The organism is Halonotius terrestris (genome assembly GCF_006861665.1).
Taxonomy (GTDB): Archaea; Halobacteriota; Halobacteria; order Halobacteriales; family Haloferacaceae; genus Halonotius; species Halonotius terrestris.
This window is the reverse complement of the sequence record NZ_RKLU01000001.1, coordinates 140,473-159,811: the sequence shown is the minus strand read 5'-3', so window position 1 is coordinate 159,811 and position 19,339 is coordinate 140,473. Positions and strand designations below refer to the sequence as shown.

At 51.3% G+C, this 19,339-nt stretch carries 18 protein-coding genes and 2 pseudogenes; 5 read left to right on the top strand and 15 right to left on the bottom strand.

What is annotated here, in order from left to right:
- Positions 1 to 46 precede the first annotated feature (46 nt).
- The 6 genes and pseudogenes from EGH24_RS15905 to EGH24_RS00795 all read right to left on the bottom strand — a co-directional run bounded on the left by EGH24_RS15905 (position 47) and on the right by EGH24_RS00795 (position 7,203).
- Positions 47 to 1,844, bottom strand: a pseudogene (locus EGH24_RS15905) (ABC transporter ATP-binding protein).
- A 67-nt stretch (positions 1,845 to 1,911) separates the two neighbouring features.
- Positions 1,912 to 3,204 (bottom strand): annotated as a pseudogene (gene aglM / locus EGH24_RS00815) (UDP-glucose 6-dehydrogenase AglM).
- A gap of 67 nt (positions 3,205 to 3,271) precedes the next feature.
- On the bottom strand, positions 3,272 to 4,327 hold the full coding sequence (locus tag EGH24_RS00810; protein WP_142978280.1) for an NAD-dependent epimerase/dehydratase family protein: 1,056 nt from the start codon (positions 4,325 to 4,327) through the stop codon (positions 3,272 to 3,274).
- Positions 4,328 to 4,371: 44 nt separating this feature from the next.
- Positions 4,372 to 5,349: an NAD-dependent epimerase/dehydratase family protein gene (locus EGH24_RS00805; protein ID WP_142978279.1), complete on the bottom strand. Its 978-nt coding sequence runs from the start codon at positions 5,347 to 5,349 to the stop codon at positions 4,372 to 4,374.
- Entirely contained in the window at positions 5,346 to 6,356 is a 1,011-nt protein-coding gene (locus EGH24_RS00800) for a sugar phosphate nucleotidyltransferase (RefSeq protein ID WP_142978278.1), read from the bottom strand. The genes EGH24_RS00805 and EGH24_RS00800 overlap by 4 nt, the downstream gene beginning before the upstream one ends.
- Before the next feature lie 157 nt (positions 6,357 to 6,513).
- Entirely contained in the window at positions 6,514 to 7,203 is a 690-nt protein-coding gene (locus EGH24_RS00795) for a glycosyltransferase (protein ID WP_142978277.1), read from the bottom strand.
- Positions 7,204 to 7,382: 179 nt separating this feature from the next.
- Here EGH24_RS00795 and EGH24_RS00790 point away from each other — a divergent pair, with 179 nt between their 5' ends.
- Both EGH24_RS00790 and EGH24_RS00785 read left to right on the top strand, forming a co-directional pair.
- Positions 7,383 to 9,008 (top strand): ArnT family glycosyltransferase, encoded by a 1,626-nt coding sequence (locus EGH24_RS00790; RefSeq protein WP_142978276.1) that lies wholly within the window; start codon positions 7,383 to 7,385, stop codon positions 9,006 to 9,008.
- Positions 9,009 to 9,013: 5 nt separating this feature from the next.
- Positions 9,014 to 9,463 carry a GtrA family protein gene (locus EGH24_RS00785; RefSeq protein ID WP_142978275.1) on the top strand — a complete coding sequence of 150 codons (450 nt, stop codon included), beginning with the start codon at positions 9,014 to 9,016 and terminating at the stop codon, positions 9,461 to 9,463.
- Between the two features lie 41 nt (positions 9,464 to 9,504).
- On the opposite strand, the gene EGH24_RS00780 is transcribed toward EGH24_RS00785, so the two are convergent.
- Entirely contained in the window at positions 9,505 to 10,626 is a 1,122-nt protein-coding gene (locus EGH24_RS00780) for a glycosyltransferase family 4 protein (RefSeq protein ID WP_142978274.1), read from the bottom strand.
- A gap of 94 nt (positions 10,627 to 10,720) precedes the next feature.
- Here EGH24_RS00780 and EGH24_RS00775 point away from each other — a divergent pair, with 94 nt between their 5' ends.
- Both EGH24_RS00775 and EGH24_RS00770 read left to right on the top strand, forming a co-directional pair.
- Positions 10,721 to 11,992, top strand: a complete 1,272-nt coding sequence (locus EGH24_RS00775; protein ID WP_142978273.1) for a sulfatase — start codon at positions 10,721 to 10,723, stop codon at positions 11,990 to 11,992.
- Entirely contained in the window at positions 11,989 to 13,083 is a 1,095-nt protein-coding gene (locus EGH24_RS00770) for a glycosyltransferase family 4 protein (RefSeq protein WP_142978272.1), read from the top strand. The genes EGH24_RS00775 and EGH24_RS00770 overlap by 4 nt, the downstream gene beginning before the upstream one ends.
- A gap of 9 nt (positions 13,084 to 13,092) precedes the next feature.
- Here the strand turns inward: EGH24_RS00770 and EGH24_RS00765 are convergent, their stop codons facing one another.
- From EGH24_RS00765 to EGH24_RS00730, 8 genes are all read right to left on the bottom strand, one after another.
- On the bottom strand, positions 13,093 to 14,325 hold the full coding sequence (locus tag EGH24_RS00765) for a glycosyltransferase family 2 protein (RefSeq protein WP_185903202.1): 1,233 nt from the start codon (positions 14,323 to 14,325) through the stop codon (positions 13,093 to 13,095).
- 135 nt (positions 14,326 to 14,460) lie between these two features.
- A complete protein-coding gene (locus EGH24_RS00760) occupies positions 14,461 to 14,736 on the bottom strand; it encodes a DUF7314 family protein (RefSeq protein ID WP_142978271.1) in 276 nt (91 codons plus the stop codon).
- A gap of 3 nt (positions 14,737 to 14,739) precedes the next feature.
- Entirely contained in the window at positions 14,740 to 15,117 is a 378-nt protein-coding gene (locus EGH24_RS00755; RefSeq protein WP_142978270.1) for a DUF7315 family membrane protein, read from the bottom strand.
- A gap of 57 nt (positions 15,118 to 15,174) precedes the next feature.
- Positions 15,175 to 15,993, bottom strand: coding sequence for a cytochrome bc complex cytochrome b subunit (locus EGH24_RS00750; RefSeq protein WP_142978269.1), 819 nt, complete (start codon positions 15,991 to 15,993; stop codon positions 15,175 to 15,177).
- Positions 15,994 to 15,997: 4 nt separating this feature from the next.
- Positions 15,998 to 16,792, bottom strand: a complete 795-nt coding sequence (locus EGH24_RS00745) for a cytochrome b (RefSeq protein WP_142978268.1) — start codon at positions 16,790 to 16,792, stop codon at positions 15,998 to 16,000.
- A 1-nt stretch (position 16,793) separates the two neighbouring features.
- Complete coding sequence (locus EGH24_RS00740) at positions 16,794 to 17,186, bottom strand: DUF7318 family protein (protein WP_142978267.1); 393 nt, start codon at positions 17,184 to 17,186, stop codon at positions 16,794 to 16,796.
- A complete protein-coding gene (locus EGH24_RS00735; protein ID WP_142978266.1) occupies positions 17,186 to 17,839 on the bottom strand; it encodes a halocyanin domain-containing protein in 654 nt (217 codons plus the stop codon). The genes EGH24_RS00740 and EGH24_RS00735 overlap by 1 nt, the downstream gene beginning before the upstream one ends.
- A 62-nt stretch (positions 17,840 to 17,901) precedes the next feature.
- Positions 17,902 to 18,771, bottom strand: coding sequence for a DUF7319 domain-containing protein (locus EGH24_RS00730; protein WP_185903201.1), 870 nt, complete (start codon positions 18,769 to 18,771; stop codon positions 17,902 to 17,904).
- 88 nt (positions 18,772 to 18,859) lie between these two features.
- Here EGH24_RS00730 and EGH24_RS00725 point away from each other — a divergent pair, with 88 nt between their 5' ends.
- Entirely contained in the window at positions 18,860 to 19,339 is a 480-nt protein-coding gene (locus EGH24_RS00725; RefSeq protein WP_142978265.1) for a DUF7321 family protein, read from the top strand.

The following is a 19,339-nucleotide window of genomic DNA, read 5'->3' as shown; positions in this document are numbered from 1 at the left end:
GGGCTTGCGGTCGATCACTACTTCGGTTCGAGTACACTGCCGGTGGTTATGTACTTGATTGCATCTCGTGTAGTTCGGCGTAGGCCCCTGCCTCTGCCAGCAGGGCCTCGTGGGTGCCTGATTCGACGATCTGACCGCCGTCAAGGGTATAAATCCGGTCGGCGTTCGCACCGTCGAGAACCGATGAGCGATGGCAACGATGCCGACCTCACGATCCATCGACTCGATAGATGCTTGCAGATCGGCTTCGAGCCCCGAATCGAGGTCGCTGGTCGCCTCATCAAGGACGAGGAAGTCGACATCGGTCAGCAGCGCGCGGGCGACGGCGACCCGCTGGCGTTGGCCGCCGGAGAGTCGAACGCCGTCGTCGCCGAGTTGTGACTCGTAGCCGTTCGGGAGCCCATCGATGAACTCTTCGACCATGGCGATCCGACAGACTGTTTCGACCTCCTCGCGGGTCGCATCACGGTTACCGACCGTCACGTTCCGTTCTAGCGTGTCGTCAAAGATGAACGGTTGTTGGCGGACGACAGCGATCCGTTCGTGCCACTGCTGGAGATCGAACTCGCTGATCGAGACGCCGTCGGCACTGATCTCGTCGTTGTCGGGTTGGTAGAGCCGAGCGAGCAGCGAGACGATCGTCGATTTCCCGGCACCGGATTGGTCGACTAAGGTGACGAACTCTCCGCGGGTGACATCGACGGAGACGCCATCGAGGACGCGTTCGTCGTCGGTGTAGCTGAAGGTGACATTGTCGAAGGTGATCTCTTCGACCGACGAAACGGATCTGTCGCCGCCGTGTTCTTGTCTCTCCTCCAGTCGGTCAGAATTCGTGGGTCCGAATGAAATGCGAGAGCGCGCCTTCAAGGCTGTACAGTTGGCTGTTGAGCGTACTCACCCGCGGGGCGAGTTGGAACATGGCAATAAGGAAAATCCCGAGTTCGCCGAGTTCGAGCCCGGAGAAGACGAAGCCGACGTAGATCAACACGAAGATCGTGACCGCGGCCGCGAGCTGGTAGAAGTTGGTGATCGCTGCCTCGTTGCGCGAGATGGCCACCTCGGCCTCGGCGTACTGGTCGATTGCCGACCGGAAGTTTTCGAACAGTCCCTCCGACATTCTGAAGAGTTTCACGTCGCGGATGCCCTGTGTGCCGGCCTGTACCGCGGTCTGGACGCGTTCGTTCGCCTCGGCGACGCGCGTGCCGACGGTGACGGCCGGCTCGATACCAGCCCGGAGGATGACCGTGATCGTCCCGAGGATGCCGACCGCAAGCCAGGTCATCAACGGCGTGATATACACCATGATGGCAAGATACATCCCAACCAGAAACAGCCGCTCCATGGTCATCACACCCTTTTCGATCACCTCTCCTGAAAATCGGATTTCGGTGATGATCGCGTTGAGGATGTCGTCGGAACCCTCGGCATCGAAGTAGCCGACACGCCCGTTGAGCGCGCTGTCGAACGCCCGAGTGCGGAGTGTCGTCTCGTACTGCGTAGATCCACGCCTTCAGCCACGCAACGAGAAAGGAGAGCGTATAGCGGATCGTCATCACCGCGGTGACCCCGACGAGGAGGTAGCCGAGTTCGAACGGGATGCCGACGAAGTTGTAGACCGCGAGGAACGTCTCTAACACGGGACCGCCGCTATCGACGGGCCCTTCGGCCTGTGCGACCTCGATGATCGGGTGGATGAAGCCGAGGCCGATGCCTTCGAGAGCGGCAACGAAGCCGCCGAGGAGGATCAGCCCGGCGGTGAACGTCGGGCGGTAGCGAGCAACCCGGGCGAGTGCGGTGAGTTTCTCACCCCATGTGAGGTCAGCGGGTGCAGTGCTCTCAGTCATTGCCTCTGATTATCCCAACACAGGTGAAAGGGCTATGAAATACCTACCACGCGCACAGCGATTCTTATCACCATGTCAGTCCTTCATACACGATGCCCTCTCTGCGGTCGATAGCGTGCCTGCCGTCGATAACGACTGGTGTCGCCATCGTGTCGAACTCCTCATTGAGTCCGGTTATTTCTGGCCAGTCAGTAACGATGAGTGCGGCTGCTGCGTCCTCAAGAGCGGCTTTCGCCGAGTCGGCGTATTCGATCTCCGGAAACCGCTCGCGCATGCTCTCGACAGCAACCGGATCGTAGGCAACGATGTTCGCACTACGTTCGTTGAGTCCCTCGATTACCGGAATCGCTCTGGAGTTCCGGATATCGTCGGTGCCGGGCTTGAACGATAGCCCAAGGACGGCGACGCGCTTGTCGGCGACATCGACGTGGCTGTCGAGCAGCGAGAGCAGTCGGTCTGGTTGTCGGTCATTGATTTCGGTGGCGGCGTCGAGCATCAGTGTTTCGTATCCCTGCTCGCGTGCTGCGGCTCTGATCGCGGCGGTGTCTTTCGGGAAGCAGCTCCCTCCCCAGCCGAGGCCGCTTCGAAGGAACNGCNCGCNNATGCGNTCGTCGAGTCCGATNGCGTCGGCGACCTCGTAGGCNTCGACGNCGTACTCCTTGCAGANNTTNCCNATNTCGTTGATGAGGCTGANNTTNGNNGCGAGNAAGNCGTTGTTGGCNTANTTGATCATCTCAGCTTCCTCGATGCCAGTCTCGACGACCGGCGCGTCGGTTTCGTTGATGAGCGGGTCGAAAACGGTATGAATGGTATCGAGTGCAGCGTCGCTCTCAGTACCGAAGACGACCTTGTCAGGATCAAGGAAGTCATCGACAGCAGTTCCCTCACGGAGGAACTCAGGGTTCATTGCGACGTGAAGGTCGCCGCCGAGTGTTTTTCCCGAGGCAGCTTCGAGAATCGGTGCCAGTGTTTCTGTGGTCGTCGTCGGGATTACTGTGCTCTTCGTGACGACGACGTGCTTTCCGTTTTTCTCCCGTAGCGTCTCGCCGAGGGTTTCGGCGGCGGCTTCGATGATCGAGGTATCGATGCTGCCGTCCTCACGAGCGGGTGTCGGCAGCGCGAGGAACGTGATCTCAGTGTCGAGTACGTCCTCGTACGCCGTCGTTGCGGTGAGCGTGTCGCCGCCGTGGGTGGTGATTAACTCGTCGAGTCCCGGTTCGTGGATCGGCGACTCGCCGCTATTGATCGCCGCGACGATTTCTTCATCGATATCGATGTTGATGACCCCGTGACCTATGTCGGCGAAACATGCTGCAATAGTCGTACCGACGTAGCCGCTGCCGATGATGCTGATCTTCATGATGTTCTGTTTGAATACACCTATTACTCAACTTTTGGTTTCGTTCCAATTTGCGGGGTACGTACGACTACCGGTTGGCGTACCAGTCCACGAATCGGCGAATCCCGGTTTCGAAGTCTACCTGTGGTTCCCAGTCAAGCTCGTTTCGTGCCCGCGAAATGTCGGAAACGTAGACTTTCTGGTCCCCTTCTCGCCAGTCATCGAAGGAAACGTCGGTTCTGGCTCCTGTTTGGTCTTCGAGCATGTCGAGAAATTCGACCAAACTGGTGGTGTTTTCGGTTCCGCCACCGATATTGTATACTGCCGGTTTACCGTCAGGATTAGACAGAAACGCATCGTAGGCTCTAATCAAATCTTTTACGTACAACACGTCTCGGACCTGTTTTCCGTCACCAAAAATCGTCAACGGTTCGTCTCGGAGAGTGCTGATCGCAAAGTGCGCTACCCACCCTTGGTCCTCGTTTCCGAACTGGCGTGCACCGTAGATACAACTCATGCGAAATGCCGCAGCATCAACCTCGTCACGGTCGGCGTAGTCTTGGACGTAGAGGTCCGCTGATAGCTTTGAGGTTCCATACGGTGTGTGTTCACAGTCGTCAATAGATAGTGACTCGGGAATCCCGTTTTCGTATTCCGGATCGTCGTACTGATATCTCGTTTTCTGCTCCCGAACAGGAATTTCGTTGACATTGTCACCGTATACCTTGTTCGTTGACGCCAGTACGACTGCCGGGTCGCTGTCGGCCTTACGAGCGGCTTCGAGTACGTTGAACGTACCGAGTGCGTTTACTTCGAAGTCAGTACGGGGCTCTTGGATTGATGCTGTTACTGCGACCTGTCCGGCGGTATGGACGATTGCGTCGTGTCCTTCAACGACTTCCTCAAGATGTTCCTGATCTCGTATATCTCCTTCTATGAGTTCAACCTGTGGATAGTTTTCGGAGATGTAATTCCAATTGTAGGCCGCAGTATTTCGACTTTCGTCTGCGGTTTCAAGTGTGTCAATACGACTGAGATTGTCAAGTGCAGTGACTTCGGCACCCTGCTCAGCGTAGTATTCGACTGCATGGCTGCCGACGAATCCTACTCCGCCAGTAACGAGAACTGTCTCTGGACTACTCATGTTCAATCGGTGAAAACGATCGGTTAAAACAGTTCGTTATTCGATTAGTCGTTTCCAACGAAACTCTTCGCATCAATCTCGGTCTTAAAATATGGAATGGTCTTTTTTATACCAGCCGATAATGGTATTTTAGGCGACCAGCCAAGTAACTCCCCAGCGCGGCTAATATCTGGCCGACGAAGTTCGGGGTCGTCCGTCGGAAGATCCTGATATACAACACCACAATCTGGATTGACAACTTCAATAATGACCTCCGCAAGGTCCTCGATTTTTATTTCTTCCGTACTCCCAAGATTGACGACTTCACCTGCCATAGCAGACTGAGGTGCGTTGGCGACTGCCCTAATTCCCTCGACGAGATCATCAATATAACAGAAACTCCGCGTTTGCGTTCCGTCGCCGTACACCGTGAGGTCGTCGCCGCGTAGTGCCTGTGATAAGAAGTTCGGAATAACGCGCCCGTCGTCGGGTCGCATTCGTGGTCCGTATGTATTGAATATTCGAACTGTCCGGATATCAATATTGTATTGTTGCTGGTAGGCGACCCCAAGAGCTTCTGAGAAACGTTTACTTTCGTCATATGGGGCCCGAGGGCCGCGTATATTGACGTTTCCATTGTACTCCTCATGTTGCGGATGCTCTTCGGGATTGCCGTAGATTTCACTTGTTGAGGCAAGGATTACAATAGCATCATGATCATGAGCATAAGAGAGTACGTTGTGAGTCCCTTGGCTATTCGTTAGTGCAATCTCAACCGCGTGCGATTCAAAATCTTCTGGGCTTGCTCTGGATGCAAGGTGGAATACATAATCGACGGCTTCTAAATCTGGTAGAGGTTCCCGGACGTCATGTTCAATTGAAATAAATCGGTCAGAATTGATGTGGGAAATATTTGCTGGCCGACCACTTCCGAAGTTGTCTAACGAGGTAACTTGATAGCCATCAGATATTAAAGCGTCGATCAGATGGCTTCCGACAAACCCGCTGCCGCCCGTAACAACTGCATGTGGCGTCTTAGTCATAGTTCTATGATGCTATTATCTCCGATATTCAAATGGTTTGGCTCATCACGGACAGTTGCTCCGTCGCCGACAATACTTTTTTCAAGATTGACTGTTCCGAGCGTTGCATCTTCTCCAATGATACTGTCACGCACGATACTTTCGGAAATTGATGCACCGTCATCGATACTTACGTGTGGCCCTATAACACTCTCTTCAACTGTAATATCGTCGCCGATATCAACCGGTGGAATAATAATAGTATTTGTCGATGCAGTTGATCTACTTGTCTCTAATTTTGAGAGTAACACACGATTCGCATCAAGCAGTGTTTCAGGTCGACCACAATCATACCAGTCTTCGACATTGAAAATATCGATCCTTGCATCGTGTTCAATCATTCGTTGCAGTGCGTCGGTTAATTGATACTCATCTCCTGCTCCACGAATATCGTTCTTGATTAGATAATCTAATCCATCAAAGAGGGCTTCTGAATTTTCGACAATATAGACGCCACTAATTGCGTAGTTCGATTCTGGATTATTTGGTTTTTCCACGAGACGTTCAACTTTTGTGCCGTCTTTGACTTCAGCAACACCGTAATGTTGCGGATCTTCGACTGTCTTTACACCGATACTTGTGTCGGGTGAGTTTAGATTATCGTGTGCATTGAGAAACGTTTTATATCCGTTTTCAAAAAGCATATCTCCAAGTATGATGAACAGGGAATCTCCATAGGCTATCTCTTTGGTCTGGTGGATACTGTGCCCAAGGCCTTCTGCTCTTTTTTGTTCAACAAATGAAAAAGAAAAATCATCGCTAAATGACTGTTCGGCATACTCAATGATCATTTCTTGCATTGGTCCTCCAACAACAATAATAACGTCTTCAATCCGAGTCTTGGCTAGTCTTGTTAGGATATGCCCGAGAATTGGTTTCCCGGCTAATCGGACCATTGCTTTCGGTTTTGTGTGTGTCTGTGGATAAAGTCGCGTACCTTGCCCAGCAGTTGGGATTACGGCTTTCATGTTAATATCTCTCCTCAAGAATATGAAAAGACTATCGCTTTATTCATCAATATAAACATGGATAGAATTGATGTTTCTGTTAAAACACATTTTAATCACAATACTGTGGACATATTTATACTAAAATGCATTCAATAGTTTTATTCGTCAATTTATTCTAAAACATCATAGAAATAAGCAATTTTCCATATCCAAAGGCTGTTTCAATCTCATTCATTTTACTTTGCCCATGTTTTCTTGGTTTGTAATTAATTGGGACTTCGGTGATCGTATAATTATTTTGGGCTGCTCTAATCAACGCTTCTGGATAAAACTCGAAATTATCGAAGCTCAAGTCGTTTCTGATTGACTGGATAACTTCAACATCATATAACCTATATCCGGAGCTTATATCATTAACCTCAACGTCAAACACACCAGACAAAGTCTTTGCTGCGAACGGACTAGCAATCTTCCGCCATGAATCTAATTGAGCGAAATCGCCATCGTTGATGAATCGAGACCCTACTACAATGTCAGCGGTACCTTTCATATCCAGGAATTCATCTAACTCTTCTGGCTGATGATTGAGATCAGCATCCATAGTAAGAACATATTTGGTTTCTGATGGAAGATCATGAAACCCGATTCTATACGCTTTGCCGACACCGAGGGGTTCAGGATAGTGATCTACTTCTACGTCTTCAGTCTCAAATTTTTCCAGAACCTCTGAACCGCCATCTGTTCCTTGGTACACGTATCTAATGTGGTATTCTATATCGTGTTTGTTAAATGTCGATTGGAGTCGTTCAGTTAATTCGACAACGTTTTTTTTCTCTCTATAGGCGGGTATCACTGCAGTTATCATGTGCGTGGGAACAAATCATGTGCATAAAAACGATTTGATCTTGCGGAGCAATTTTTATACTTAATACCGATCAGCCTCAACTGCAAGAATACAACTAAAGAGAAATCGAAATTTATTTTAACTACGGTGAAATTATAGGGTTACACATGGTATTGATGATTCGAATTTAGAGATCAAGTATGATTTCTAACCACTTACACTCTATTACGACATTATTCCAGGATATCAGAAATGACTATTCTAAGAAGCAGCTTTATTTAATAACGAGTACGTTCCTATTGGCTATATTTGCTAGAATATGGAATATCTCTGATTGGTTTTCACCTTATGTCGATTACGATGAGGGTGCTTGGGTAGTCGGAGCTCGACTTTTGTTGCAAAGTAAAAATTTGTATACCGATGTATTTTTTGTTCATCCTCCATTATTTGAATATATTTTAGAATTAATTTATTCTATATTCGGTTATAGCTTTATTTATGCGAGGTATCTAAATATAATTATCTCAATTGCTACTATATTTATTTGGTTCGTTATGTCTAGGAAATTAATAGGGTCAGAAGGTGCTATTTTTTCTTTGGCACTGTTTGCTCTTGATCCAATAAATGTATTTCATGCTCGACGAGCTGTTCAAGAGCCGTTAGGACTTTTCTTTTTATCAATATCTCTCTTTTTCTTAACACCTTATATAAAAAATGAGGCAAAAAAACCATCAAACATGATCCTTTCTGGTTTATGTTTGGGATTTATGATTACTACGAAATATATATTTTTACCGGCTATATTCGGTATTGGGCTGGGATTAATAGTTCTAATCTATTTCAGATATACTAAGAAACAGTCAACTGTTGGAAAAGAAATTAAGCCTTTGGCTACATTGATAATGTCTACTACTATCGGGTTCCTAGCTATTACTGCTCATCTTTGGATTAAAATACCTGAAAAATTTTTACAACAAACATTTTTCATTCATATCGGTCGAGACGGTACTGGATCTTTCCCGTCACTTTTAGCCGCTGTTGAAAATTTCAACCGATTAGCCTCAACAGGTTCTGCTTGGATGAGGTGGTATCATTTTCCAATGTTTATTTCTGTTGTTTGTCTACTGATCATACTCGCAAAAGTAATATTTAGGTTTTATAATGATGAAAGTGTAGGGGAAACAAAGATATTTTTGACAACAAGTTTGATGGGTGCAATAGTATTATGCCAATTTGTTTCATTTCTTCCAAGGTATTATGTAGCCTCTGTTCCATTTTTTACCCTTGTCGTACCCTGCTTTTTATTGACTTGGAGAGAATTAGATGATGCCCTTCTTGGGAGCTGGACGGCATACATCTCTACCGTAATTGTTATATTAATTTTCATCATGCTGCTTATCCCAGTTCCATTTGCACCTCATGGATACGACGTGACTTGGGAGATCAGCACAGAGGGCGAAAAAGAAGCCTACGAGCAAACAGCTGATTATTTGGAAAACAATGATGCAGAAGTTGTTTATTCGACAAACCCCACCATTACTGCCCTTACAAGAAACGTGTCAACAACTGGAAATTATGAAAGCTTTGCGAATTTGTATCTTCGTGATCAGACTCCTGAAGCTTATGCAGATAATATTCTTTCACAGAATGTTGATTATATTGTTTTTGATCCTTGGTTTTCTAGATGGAGTGGCGGATATGGAGAAATTAATAATCGGTTCGGTTTTAAAATAAAAGATAATACTGAAATTGTTCATACTGTCCAACTTGAGCGTGGAGGTACTATTGATATATACCGTGTATCGGAATCAAATAATTCAGAATAACTAAAATGAAAAGATACATATTAAATTTACTTAGCGTAATCCCAATAAAAAATCAACTATTTATCACAGCTTTTCGCTTTGGAACTGTAGGATTAAGCGGAGTAGGTGTAAATATAGGGCTGCTCTGGTACCTTACTGAAATAATAGGATTCTATTACTTATTCTCTTCGGTTATCGCTGTTGAAGCATCTATTATATCTAATTTTATTTTCAACGAATTATGGACGTTTAATACGGACAGTGGTAATTCATTATTTAAAAAAGCTTTTACTTTTAACCTGATATATGCATTTGGCTTAATAATTAATGTTGGCGTATTGTGGGTTGCCTCTGAATATTTCGATATTTATTATATCTTAGCAAATTGTATTGGAATTATTGTGGCTTTTGTTTGGAATTTCTTCTTTAGTAATCGATTTGTCTGGGATGGCCCCAGAATTGGATTGGTTGAATAATAGGGCGGTTATTTATTAGATTTCGCCCTACGTTACAATCACTACTTAACTATATCTAAATAAGCATCCTCTACATTGGTTGTAATTTGTCCCCAATCGAACTGCTTCGCTGCCGCTTGGGGACTCTTGCTGGGTCTTTCCCCATTAAGCCCTCGTCTGAGAACTTCTCTCAGACTATTACGTGTCGGGGAGATAGTAAATCCGGCGTCTCCAATAACCTCTGCAGCAGCTGAATTCGGGTGTTTGGTACCAATCACGGTACATCCAGCTGCCATCGCTTCTATGTACGTCACCCCGAATCCCTCTCGTACTGACGGTGAAACGAACACGCGTGCCGCTCGCATCTGAGCGATCACCTCCTCATGGTCCTCAATGAACCCACAAAACGTGATCCGATCCTCGCTTTCGAGCGTGGCGGCCTGTCGCTCTAATGCCTCCTGTTGTGGCCCTTCTCCTATGATTCCAAGCGTTGCGTCGGTATTGAGCGCATCGAACGCGGAAAGCAACATCTCGACGCGCTTCGGTTCAATGAGCCGACCGACGAACAGCACCTCGAACCCGTTTTCAGCCGGCTCAGTCGCCTGAATCCCCTCGTAATCGATCCCGTTTGGAATGATTCGAATTTGTTCTCTTGAACGCCCGAGTTCCGCTAGCTTGTCGGCTGTGTTTTGTGAAACGGCAATCGGATACTGTGGCACGCGTGCAGTGACTTGTTCGACCATCGCACCAAAAATGCCAAGCCGGCCGAGATATTCCTTCCAGTAGTCCCTCCAGACTTCGTGCCATGTCGTCACGAGTGGCGTATCTGAACCGATGACCGCAAGCTCCGCAGCGAGTACTGGAAAGTACGGAAAAACTGACGCGACAATAACGTCGTGTTCGGCAACGCTCCGCCGTAACGGGCGTAACACGTCTTTTCCGAATTCAATCGCTTCTGTAATTGAGCGACGGCCTCCTTCTGTGTAGAGATCACGGGGTGGACTGACACCGTGAAGTTGCAGTCCATCGTAGACGGTTTCACTGGGGCCGTCCCAGTAGTGTCGACCATACACCGTCACAGAATGGTCACGTTCGGCGAGTCGAGTACCGATTTCATAGATGCGCTTTTCAGCACCTCCTGTAACGAACGGGTAAACAACGTTCGAGACGAACGCGACATCCATCAGTTGTATTCACTTCCGGCGCGAGTAATGGTCTTATGGTACGACACCGTGGTTGATATAAACTCCTATTGTTTATATCCTATATCTACAACCAATGCAGGACTGGAATAACATTATCTTGCTCACTCTTGACGCACTCAGAGCGGACCATCTCTCTGCATATAGCTACCACCGAGAGACATCACCAGTCCTTTCTGAATTTGCTGACAAGGGGATCTCGTTTACTTCTGCTTACAGTGCGAGTTCTCATACACGCGAGGCTGTACCCTCCTTACTAACTGGTTGCCCGCCAGCGAACGCTGTTGATTCGAACTACTGCCTCGCGCCGAATACTGACACCCTCGCAACACGCCTCTCTGACAAGGGGTTCACCACTGCAGCGTTTCACTCTAATCCGTTTCTTTCTCGGGCTTATGGTTTTGACCGCGGCTTCGACACCTTTGATGATGATTTCTATCTCGGCCGACACAGGATCATAGCTTTGTTACAACGGGCCATGGATAAATTACGAAATCGTCACTATGCACGGGCTGAAGAAATTAACAACCGCGCGCTGGCATGGATCGATTCGTTAGAAGCAAAAACGCCGTTCTTTTTGTGGAACCACTATATGGATACGCACGGCCCCTACGAACCTCCGGCCGAGTACCGTTCGCTGTATAGAGACAACGTTCCTTCTAATCGTAATGCTCAAAGGTTGTATCAACGTGCTATTGATGACCCTGATTCGATTACATCTGATGACCGGCAACAACTCATTGATTTATACGACAGTGAAATCCAATATACTGACGCTCAAATCGGTGCCTTCCTTGATGCACTTCGAGAGCGTAACCTGTTGGATGACTCTTTAATTATCCTTACTGCTGACCACGGTGATGCCTTCGGTGAACATGGATACTATGAGCACCCACGCTATTTACATACTGAACTCATTCATGTCCCACTGTTTGTGTATCATTCAGGAGTTTCATCGAGTACCATTCAGGTTCCAGTTAGTACAGTAGATATTGCTGCCACCGTGATGTCAGCAGTCGGTGATGAACCTTTCTGTCCTCTGGGACAGGATCTTCTGACAATCGCTGCTACGCCATCGAATTTTGAGGACCGTATAGTATATTCATCTGCTCGTCAAGAAGGTGATGATTCACACCTTCGTCGACTCAGTGCTCGATCAACTGCTGAGACTTGGTTTTCTACATACAATCATGCGCAGGCTGAGGTTCTTGATAATGACCACAATTCTACCAATCTATTGAAAGAATATATTGATCAATATATCCCCTCGAATAATATTGTCTCAACTGAGGATCCAAATATCAGTGATTCGATTGAAGATCGACTCGCTGCTCTAGGGTACAAATGACTGTTCGAATTGGGGTGAATGCACGAACGTTCACCGAAGCCCAACCAGGAGGAGCCGTTCAAGCGGCGATGAAACTCACTCGGACTATTCACGAACGGCGTTCTGTAGAGCTTCTTTTGTTTGGTCATGAGTCAATACGTACTGATTTCCCAGATATCCCTGTAGTGAGTAACTATTACTTTCGACCTACACAGTCGTTTGGTGTTGCTTGGGAGCGGACAGTCCTTCCGTGGCTTGCAAAACACCACGATATTGACGTTCTGTTCTGTCCAAACGGAAATTCACCTTTGACTCCACAACCGTACCCAGTTGTGACATGTATTCATGATGTGAATGCCTTGAACGGCTTCACCAATGGTTTACACAGCTTGTACCGGAAAGCGACTGTTCCAATAGTTGCCCGGATATCTGATCATATTGTGACTGTTTCCTCTTTTTCGAAATCAGAAATAGTCGATAAACTTGATGTTCAGTCTGATACTGTTTCGGTTGTGTACAATGGCGTTGATGATTTTTACTATGGGTCTGATAATTATTCAACAATTGATGTTCCTAAACGATATATTCTTTATGTTGGTTCGGTTAATTATCGAAAAAATATCTCTCGTGCTATTGAGGCGTTTACGCGGTTCGCGAATGATTCTGCAGCGGAGTACAAATTTGTACTTGTTGGACCTCGAAATAAATCAATATTCAATAAATTAAATATTTCCGAGGATGATAGGATTGTTTCGCTTGGATTCCTTTCACAACCGGAACTAAAATTCGTTTATACTAATGCTGCTGTGCTTCTTTATCCCTCCTTATATGAAGGATTTGGGCTTCCTCCACTTGAGGCAATGGCTTGTGGCACACCGGTTATTGTATCGAATACAACTTCTTTCCCTGAAATAATCGGTGATGCTGGAGAACAGGTAGATCCACATGACGTAGACAGTATTGCTAGTGGTATTGATGCTGTCCTCTCTGATAGCCATTACCGCCAGCAACTAATTGAACGTGGAAGAAACCGCTCCTTTCGATTTAAATGGAATCGTTCAGCAGAACAATTGTTAGATGTAATAGAAAATACGACATCTGAGAAACAGTAAGTGGAATAACTACTCGTTCGAGAGAATACTCATAAAGAAAGACCCGAAGATCGTCTGGATCCCAACAACGATTAGCGTAAATGCGACGATATCTCCACGGAGTGGTGGTAACACAATAAAACCACTTTGTATCCATCGCGATAAGAAGATCCCAACCATCAGCGATCCAATACTTATCAGTCCGACCCCGACGAGAATACCGCGTTCAAGCGTGAAGTGTTGTCTCACCCACTTTGTAATAGGATCCCGTGACTCTTGGATCGGATCGCTCGAAATCTCCGAGAGCAAGCCAAAACTTCCGATGTGGTAGCTGAGCAACGTTAGTAAGCTCCCGGCGATAAGCGAATGAATACCGAAAGGCTGTCCGGCGACGCTGGTTCCTGTATATCCTAGTCCCATGATCAGGGAACCGATTATACCCAACACGATCCCCGGGAGTGAAAAAAGATAGCCGGGTGAATTCACGAGCATGAACTTCACGTGTCGCCAGCCGTCGGTAAAGCTCTCTAGTGTTGCTTCTCCTTCTCGTTCGTGATAGGTAATCGGAACTTCCTCAATGGTGAGGCCCTTACTAGCGGCGTCCATGATCATTTCGCTAGCGAACTCCATGCCATCCGATTCTAACTCTAATCTCTCCAGTGCCTCCTTTCTCACTACCCGGAACCCACTATGGGCATCACTCACGCCGGCATCATAAAACGTATTTAAGAACCACGTCAACAGTGGGTTCCCAATATACTTATGTAATGGTGGCATCGCCCCATCCTTGATTTCTCCCGCAAGTCGGCTCCCGAGAACGATATCCGCATCCGTTTCGCTCAATCGGTTGAGTAATTTTGGCAACTCTTCGAAATTATAAGTGGTATCTCCATCACCCATCACGATGAGCTCTCCACGGGCGGTATTGAACGCGTAGCGATACGCATACCCATACCCCGGTGCGTCGGGTTCGACAACGACTGCACCCATCGCCCGTGCGATCTCAGGGGTTGCGTCTGTCGAATCGTCGCTGACGATGATTTCGCCGGTAACCTCTAGCTCTTCAAGTGCTCGCGTTGCACGTTGAATACACTCCTTGATGCCTGCCTCTTCGTTCATTGTCGGGAGTACAAAGCTGACCACTGGCTGTATGTCATCATCAGCTCCGACTAGCGTCGGCTGATTGCGGTTCGATTCGCCACTATAGCCGGTGTTGTCGGATACTGACGGCTGAAGTCGTCTCGATGTTGGTTCGGAGTCCATTACAAGATAGTCCGACTGTGATTCGTATTGATAATGTCCTATATAAATATTAGATATTGCTATTTTCGAATTTGGATACAACATCTATTATTCGCTGTGTGATATGATTTCGGATTCCGGTTCCAGATGAGCTCTTTAATTAGACTCGCCGCGCTCTTCGAGTGCCGCTGCCACCTCCTTGCCGGCCGGGATCAGGATCCAGAAGGTAAACGCACCCAGCAGTGCCGTCCAGAGGAACACGTCGATCAGGAAGATCGAGATCGCATCGAAGACGTTCCCCGGTTCCGGCGGCGGCGCGATCAGCTGGTTCGTCATGAAGAACGTCGGCGTCTGATACCAGCCCGCCAGCGTCAGCCAGACGAGGCCTGCACCGGTCAGGATGCCAAACCCTTTGATGAACTCATCAGCCATATCTTAGCCTTCGTCGGAATCCTCTTGAGGGTTTCCCATTCCCGGAGCCCGGAACCGACTGGACAGCACGAACACGCCCGTCCCGACGGCCATCAGGCTCAGCCCACCGATACCGAGCAGCACGCTGAACAGCTCCTGATCGACCGCCAGCCCGATTCCAGCGAGCCCGCGAAGCAACACCGTTCGGAGGACGCTCACTTGCAGTGTCGCCGCATCAAGCAGGATGAAGCCGGCCAGAATACACGCGGTTGCGATCAGCGTCGAGAACACGGTGATCGTCTTGTAGAGCCGCATCGGCACGACGACATCCCGCCGCCCGGTCGCCGAGTCGGCTGGCTCCGTCGCTGCCGACTCGTCGCTCGCGGCGTCTGAATCAACCATACAAAAGAAAGGACAGCGAGCTATATCTATCCGGCGTTATTCGGTAGCCGCCGACGGTTACTTCGGCGGCCGAAGCATGTAGTACCGCCGGTTGAGACCGTACATGTAGCCCTCACGCAGCGTCTTCAGCAGGGCGTAGGTGATCACGCCGACCATGATCGGCCCGATGAAGACGATGTTGAGCTGCAGCGACAGCGGCAGCGGGATGAGGTTCTGGACGGCCAGCCCGGCGATGGTGATCGCAAACACCGCGCCGCCGGCACCGAGTGCTGCCCAGAACGGCTGTTCGACCGGACGCCGGGCACTCCCTTTGTTGAGGAACGGGAGGAACGCGATCGCACCGACGACGACGACGTTTGCGAGGACGCCGTAGAGCTGGTCGGACAGCAGTTTGTCGCCGCCGAGGACGGCCAGTGCCGGGTTGAGCGGGTTGAGCTTCAGCAGGCCGAACGACCAGTATAGATACCAGTCCGGCAGGATGATCGACGGCGTCGAACTCGGATTCGCCGGCAGCTCAAGGCTCGGCGGCAACGCCGCCGCGATGAGGATCATCATGCCGACGAAGAACAGCGAGATCGAGAGATTGCGGATGATCTCATGCGGCCACGTCGGGAAGCCGAGCACGTCGCGTTCGACGTAGTCTGACTCNNNNCGNAGNTCTTGNTCCTCGCGNCGNGCNCGCTCGAAGTACTCGTAGGTNAGCCGNGNGAGGCCAGCCTTCCGCTCCTTGCGCTCGCTCCAGGTCGGCGTCTCGTCGTCGGGGGCGACGATCCCGGTCTCGCCGCCGTCAGTACGTGCTTCGTCGTCCGTGCCGCCGTCTGCTCGCACCTGCTCGCCGGTGCCACCGTCGGTCGATGTGCTGTCTGTCTCGCTCATTGTCTTAGTGTGGTTCCGCGATGCCCTGCACCCAGACGATGCCGATGTGGAGCGCGATCAGCGCGGTCACCACGAACGGGAGGATGAAGACGTGCAGGATATACATCCTCACAATCGTTGCCTGTCCCAATGTGAACCCGCCGAACAACAGTTGGGCGGCCCACTCGCCGACGATGGGTGTCGCCAACGCCATCTCGACGCCGATCTGTCCNGCCCAGAAGGCNAGCTGGTNCCACGGNAGNAGGTAGCCCGTGTAGCCGAANACCATCGNNAGNNNGATNAGNANGATGCCGANNANCCAGTTNAGCTCACGCGGCTCNTTGTAGGAGCCGGTGAAATAGACTCGCAACATGTGGAGGAAGACCGCCGCCATCATGATCTGGGCGGCCCACCGGTGAATGCTCCGAAGCGCGAACCCGAACTGCAGATCCTCCATGATCATCCGGATCGAGGCGTACGCCGCTGTCGGTTCGCCGGCCGCAGATGGGGAGTAGTAGAACCCGAGCATCGCGCCCGACACGGCGGCGACGATATACGCTAGTACCGAAAAGAACCCAAGCGAGTACAGGGGGTACCAGTACCAGAACTTGTTGTCNAGNTNGTACTGNTCNGTGTGGCTCTTCGGCATCTGNANGTTGANCTTGTAGTAGNNGTCCTCNAGNANCTCGAGGTAGTCGACGATCCGGAGTCGCCGGTCGAGATAGACCAGCGTCGTCAGGAAGATCGTCTCGATGGCCGTCAGATCCTTCTCCTTGAGCCACGCGTTGTGGTCGAAGTCGTCTCGTTTCTCTAAGCTCATATTATCGTTTGTAGTACGGGTAAACCGCGCGTTTGAGTGTGTCCCAGGCCTGCTCGCCGCCGCCGAGGGAGACACCATCGACGTCGTCGCTGTCGATGTAGAGGTCTTCCCACTTCCGGCGGCGTTTCTTGACGATCATCACGTCCGGCAGGAACTCCTTGCGATACAACGCGAGGATGAACGCCAGATCGATGAAGATCAATCCGAGGATCGCCCCGAGGAACATGTTACCGAACTCCGTGCCCGCCCAGCCGGAGACGAGGGCGAACACGAAGAAGAACACGAAGACGACCTCGATGATCGTCAGCAACACGATAGCGATCGCGGCCGCGGTGCTCTCTCTGGCGGGCTCGTAGCGGTGGATATCACCGTAGGTGGAGCCGGACGAGGACATCAGGCACCACCCCGCCCGGTGTTGGGTGACTCGCCGTATTTCAGCACGTAGAAGGTGAACACGAGGCTCACCGCGATGCCGAGGAAGCTAGCGATGCCGACGTAGTGCTTCTGAATCGGCACCCCAACGTCGTGGGCGAAGTCTTCGAGGCTGACCGGCCATGCCGCGCCGCCCCCGCCGCCGACTTCCACCGTCGGTACATCGCCGCCGACGGCGACCGCGCCTTTCATCCCGAGTGAGGCGTGCGGGCCACACTGGTAGTTGGTGATGCCGGCGTGGTCTTCGGTGAACTCGAACTCGTAGGTGAAGCCGCTCTCACTGACCGTTTCGCTGCCGAGCGATGCCGGCCCGTCGACGGTTTCGACGTTGTGGCCGCCGCCTTCACCCGTCCATTCCCAGATCACCGTTGTTCCGGGGTCGATCCAGATGCCTGCGGGGCTAAACGCGAGGTTGCCGCCGTTGCCGCTGGCACCGACCTCGACGGTCACTTCGCTGTTGCCGCGGAGGTCCTCAGTGCCTCCGTCGACGTTCGAGAGGTGACTGCCGAAGTCGGGCATTGTCGTCTGCGCGGCGGCGGTCCCTGCCGTGGCTGTGGCGGCTCCCGCCGCAGCACCCGCGCCGGCTGCTGTCCTCAGTAGATCCCGCCGTTTCATACGCAAAAATATGGGCACGGAGCGGGCTTAAACCCTCCGACTACCCGATCAGCGCGGCCGCTTTAGGCCCCGTCCTGTTCCGCCTCTGTGCCGTCCTGTGAGTCCGATGTAACGCCGCCGTCGGGCGCGCCTTCGAGCTCGATATCCGGCCGCTCGACGCCATCGATCTCGACCGCACGGAGGCGGTTGCGGTACTGCTCGGCGCGGAACCGATCCGAGAGCCGCGCGTTGGCGACGAGCACGAACAGCGCGAAGCCGACGACCGCGAAAATGCCGCCGATCACCGGCGCGACGAGCGTGTCGAGATCGGTCACCAGCCACGCCCCGATCAGGGCCAGCCCGCCGATGAGCTGGCCGCCGGCGATGATCTGAACCATCAGATTGCCGAATTCGCCGGTCTGCTCGGCGACTGCTTCGGGCGAGGGGAGTTCGTAGTTTTCGGGCGGCTCAGGAACGTCGTACTCCTCCATCGAACACATCGCTACGATCGGCTCGACATCCCGCCGAGTGCCGCCTTGTCCCTCCACGGTTCCGTCCGGCGAGACGACCGCGTATCCCTCATCGGAGTACACCAGCAGTTGGTCGCCCTCACGTTCGATGACGGCGAAGACCTCGCGGTTGGCGATCCGGGTTTTGAGGTCGGCGACGACGCGGTCGAGCAGCTCCTCGCCGGTGATCCACGTCTCGGCGTCGAAGGCAGCCTCCCACTCGTCGGCACTCATTTTGGCCATATCCGCCGGCCCGAAGTCGTCGAAATCGTATTTCTCCTCGACGGCCGCCCGGAGTTCGGCCAACTCCTCGTCGTCGGCGATGTCGTTGTCGGCGACGGCGTCACTGGCGTCGTCGTCAGCGTCGGTAGCGGCCTGCCCCGGCTCGCCGGCCTCCGGCTCGGCGTCCGCGTCGCCCCCGGCATCGGCGTTGGAGGAATCCATTGGGTGTGGGTTGGGCTGGCGGCGGTAAAGCACTTTCCGACGCCGTGGTTCCGCACCCTTTAGGCCTCCGTAGCCGCAAGGAGAGATGATGGTCTCGGAGACGACAATTGCGACGTTGACCGCGCTGTCGGTGACGGCGAGCCTTCCCTTCTTCCTCTACGGCGCGTGGATCATGCTGCAGACCGAGACGGTGACGTGGGACGTGCTGATCTACCACCTCAAATTCATCGTCGTCGGCCTCACGCTGACGACGGTGCCGATGGTGACGTGGATGATGCCGCGGCTGTTCGACCAACTCGGCGGGCTGTCGGCCCTGCATGCCGTCCTCGGCCTCCAGGCGTACGCACTGTTGGTCTTCGCGTTGACTGGCATCGTTCGGATCTTTCAGGCCAAACGCGAGGCCGACCTGTACCGAAATCCGGACCAAGATATCGATCTCAACGATCTCCACGAGAACATGAGCGCGTGGCGTGGCCGCCTCCGCATCGGCGTCTTCGGCTACGTCGTCTTCTGGCTGCTCGCGTGGACTGTTGGGCTGTATCGGTACTTCCTGCGCTACTGGCTGTAA

Bases quoted from the DNA above. Each gene is read 5' to 3' on its own strand.
- EGH24_RS00810 (WP_142978280.1), bottom strand. From the start codon at position 4,327: ATGAGTAGTCCAGAGACAGTTCTCGTTACTGGCGGAGTAGGATTCGTC.
- EGH24_RS00805 (WP_142978279.1), bottom strand. From the start codon at position 5,349: ATGACTAAGACGCCACATGCAGTTGTTACGGGCGGCAGCGGGTTTGTC.
- EGH24_RS00800 (WP_142978278.1), bottom strand. From the start codon at position 6,356: ATGAAAGCCGTAATCCCAACTGCTGGGCAAGGTACGCGACTTTATCCA.
- EGH24_RS00795 (WP_142978277.1), bottom strand. From the start codon at position 7,203: ATGATAACTGCAGTGATACCCGCCTATAGAGAGAAAAAAAACGTTGTC.
- EGH24_RS00790 (WP_142978276.1), top strand. From the start codon at position 7,383: ATGATTTCTAACCACTTACACTCTATTACGACATTATTCCAGGATATC.
- EGH24_RS00785 (WP_142978275.1), top strand. From the start codon at position 9,014: ATGAAAAGATACATATTAAATTTACTTAGCGTAATCCCAATAAAAAAT.
- EGH24_RS00780 (WP_142978274.1), bottom strand. From the start codon at position 10,626: ATGGATGTCGCGTTCGTCTCGAACGTTGTTTACCCGTTCGTTACAGGA.
- EGH24_RS00775 (WP_142978273.1), top strand. From the start codon at position 10,721: ATGCAGGACTGGAATAACATTATCTTGCTCACTCTTGACGCACTCAGA.
- EGH24_RS00770 (WP_142978272.1), top strand. From the start codon at position 11,989: ATGACTGTTCGAATTGGGGTGAATGCACGAACGTTCACCGAAGCCCAA.
- EGH24_RS00765 (WP_185903202.1), bottom strand. From the start codon at position 14,325: ATGGACTCCGAACCAACATCGAGACGACTTCAGCCGTCAGTATCCGAC.
- EGH24_RS00760 (WP_142978271.1), bottom strand. From the start codon at position 14,736: ATGGCTGATGAGTTCATCAAAGGGTTTGGCATCCTGACCGGTGCAGGC.
- EGH24_RS00755 (WP_142978270.1), bottom strand. From the start codon at position 15,117: ATGGTTGATTCAGACGCCGCGAGCGACGAGTCGGCAGCGACGGAGCCA.
- EGH24_RS00740 (WP_142978267.1), bottom strand. From the start codon at position 17,186: ATGTCCTCGTCCGGCTCCACCTACGGTGATATCCACCGCTACGAGCCC.
- EGH24_RS00735 (WP_142978266.1), bottom strand. From the start codon at position 17,839: ATGAAACGGCGGGATCTACTGAGGACAGCAGCCGGCGCGGGTGCTGCG.
- EGH24_RS00730 (WP_185903201.1), bottom strand. From the start codon at position 18,771: ATGGATTCCTCCAACGCCGATGCCGGGGGCGACGCGGACGCCGAGCCG.
- EGH24_RS00725 (WP_142978265.1), top strand. From the start codon at position 18,860: ATGGTCTCGGAGACGACAATTGCGACGTTGACCGCGCTGTCGGTGACG.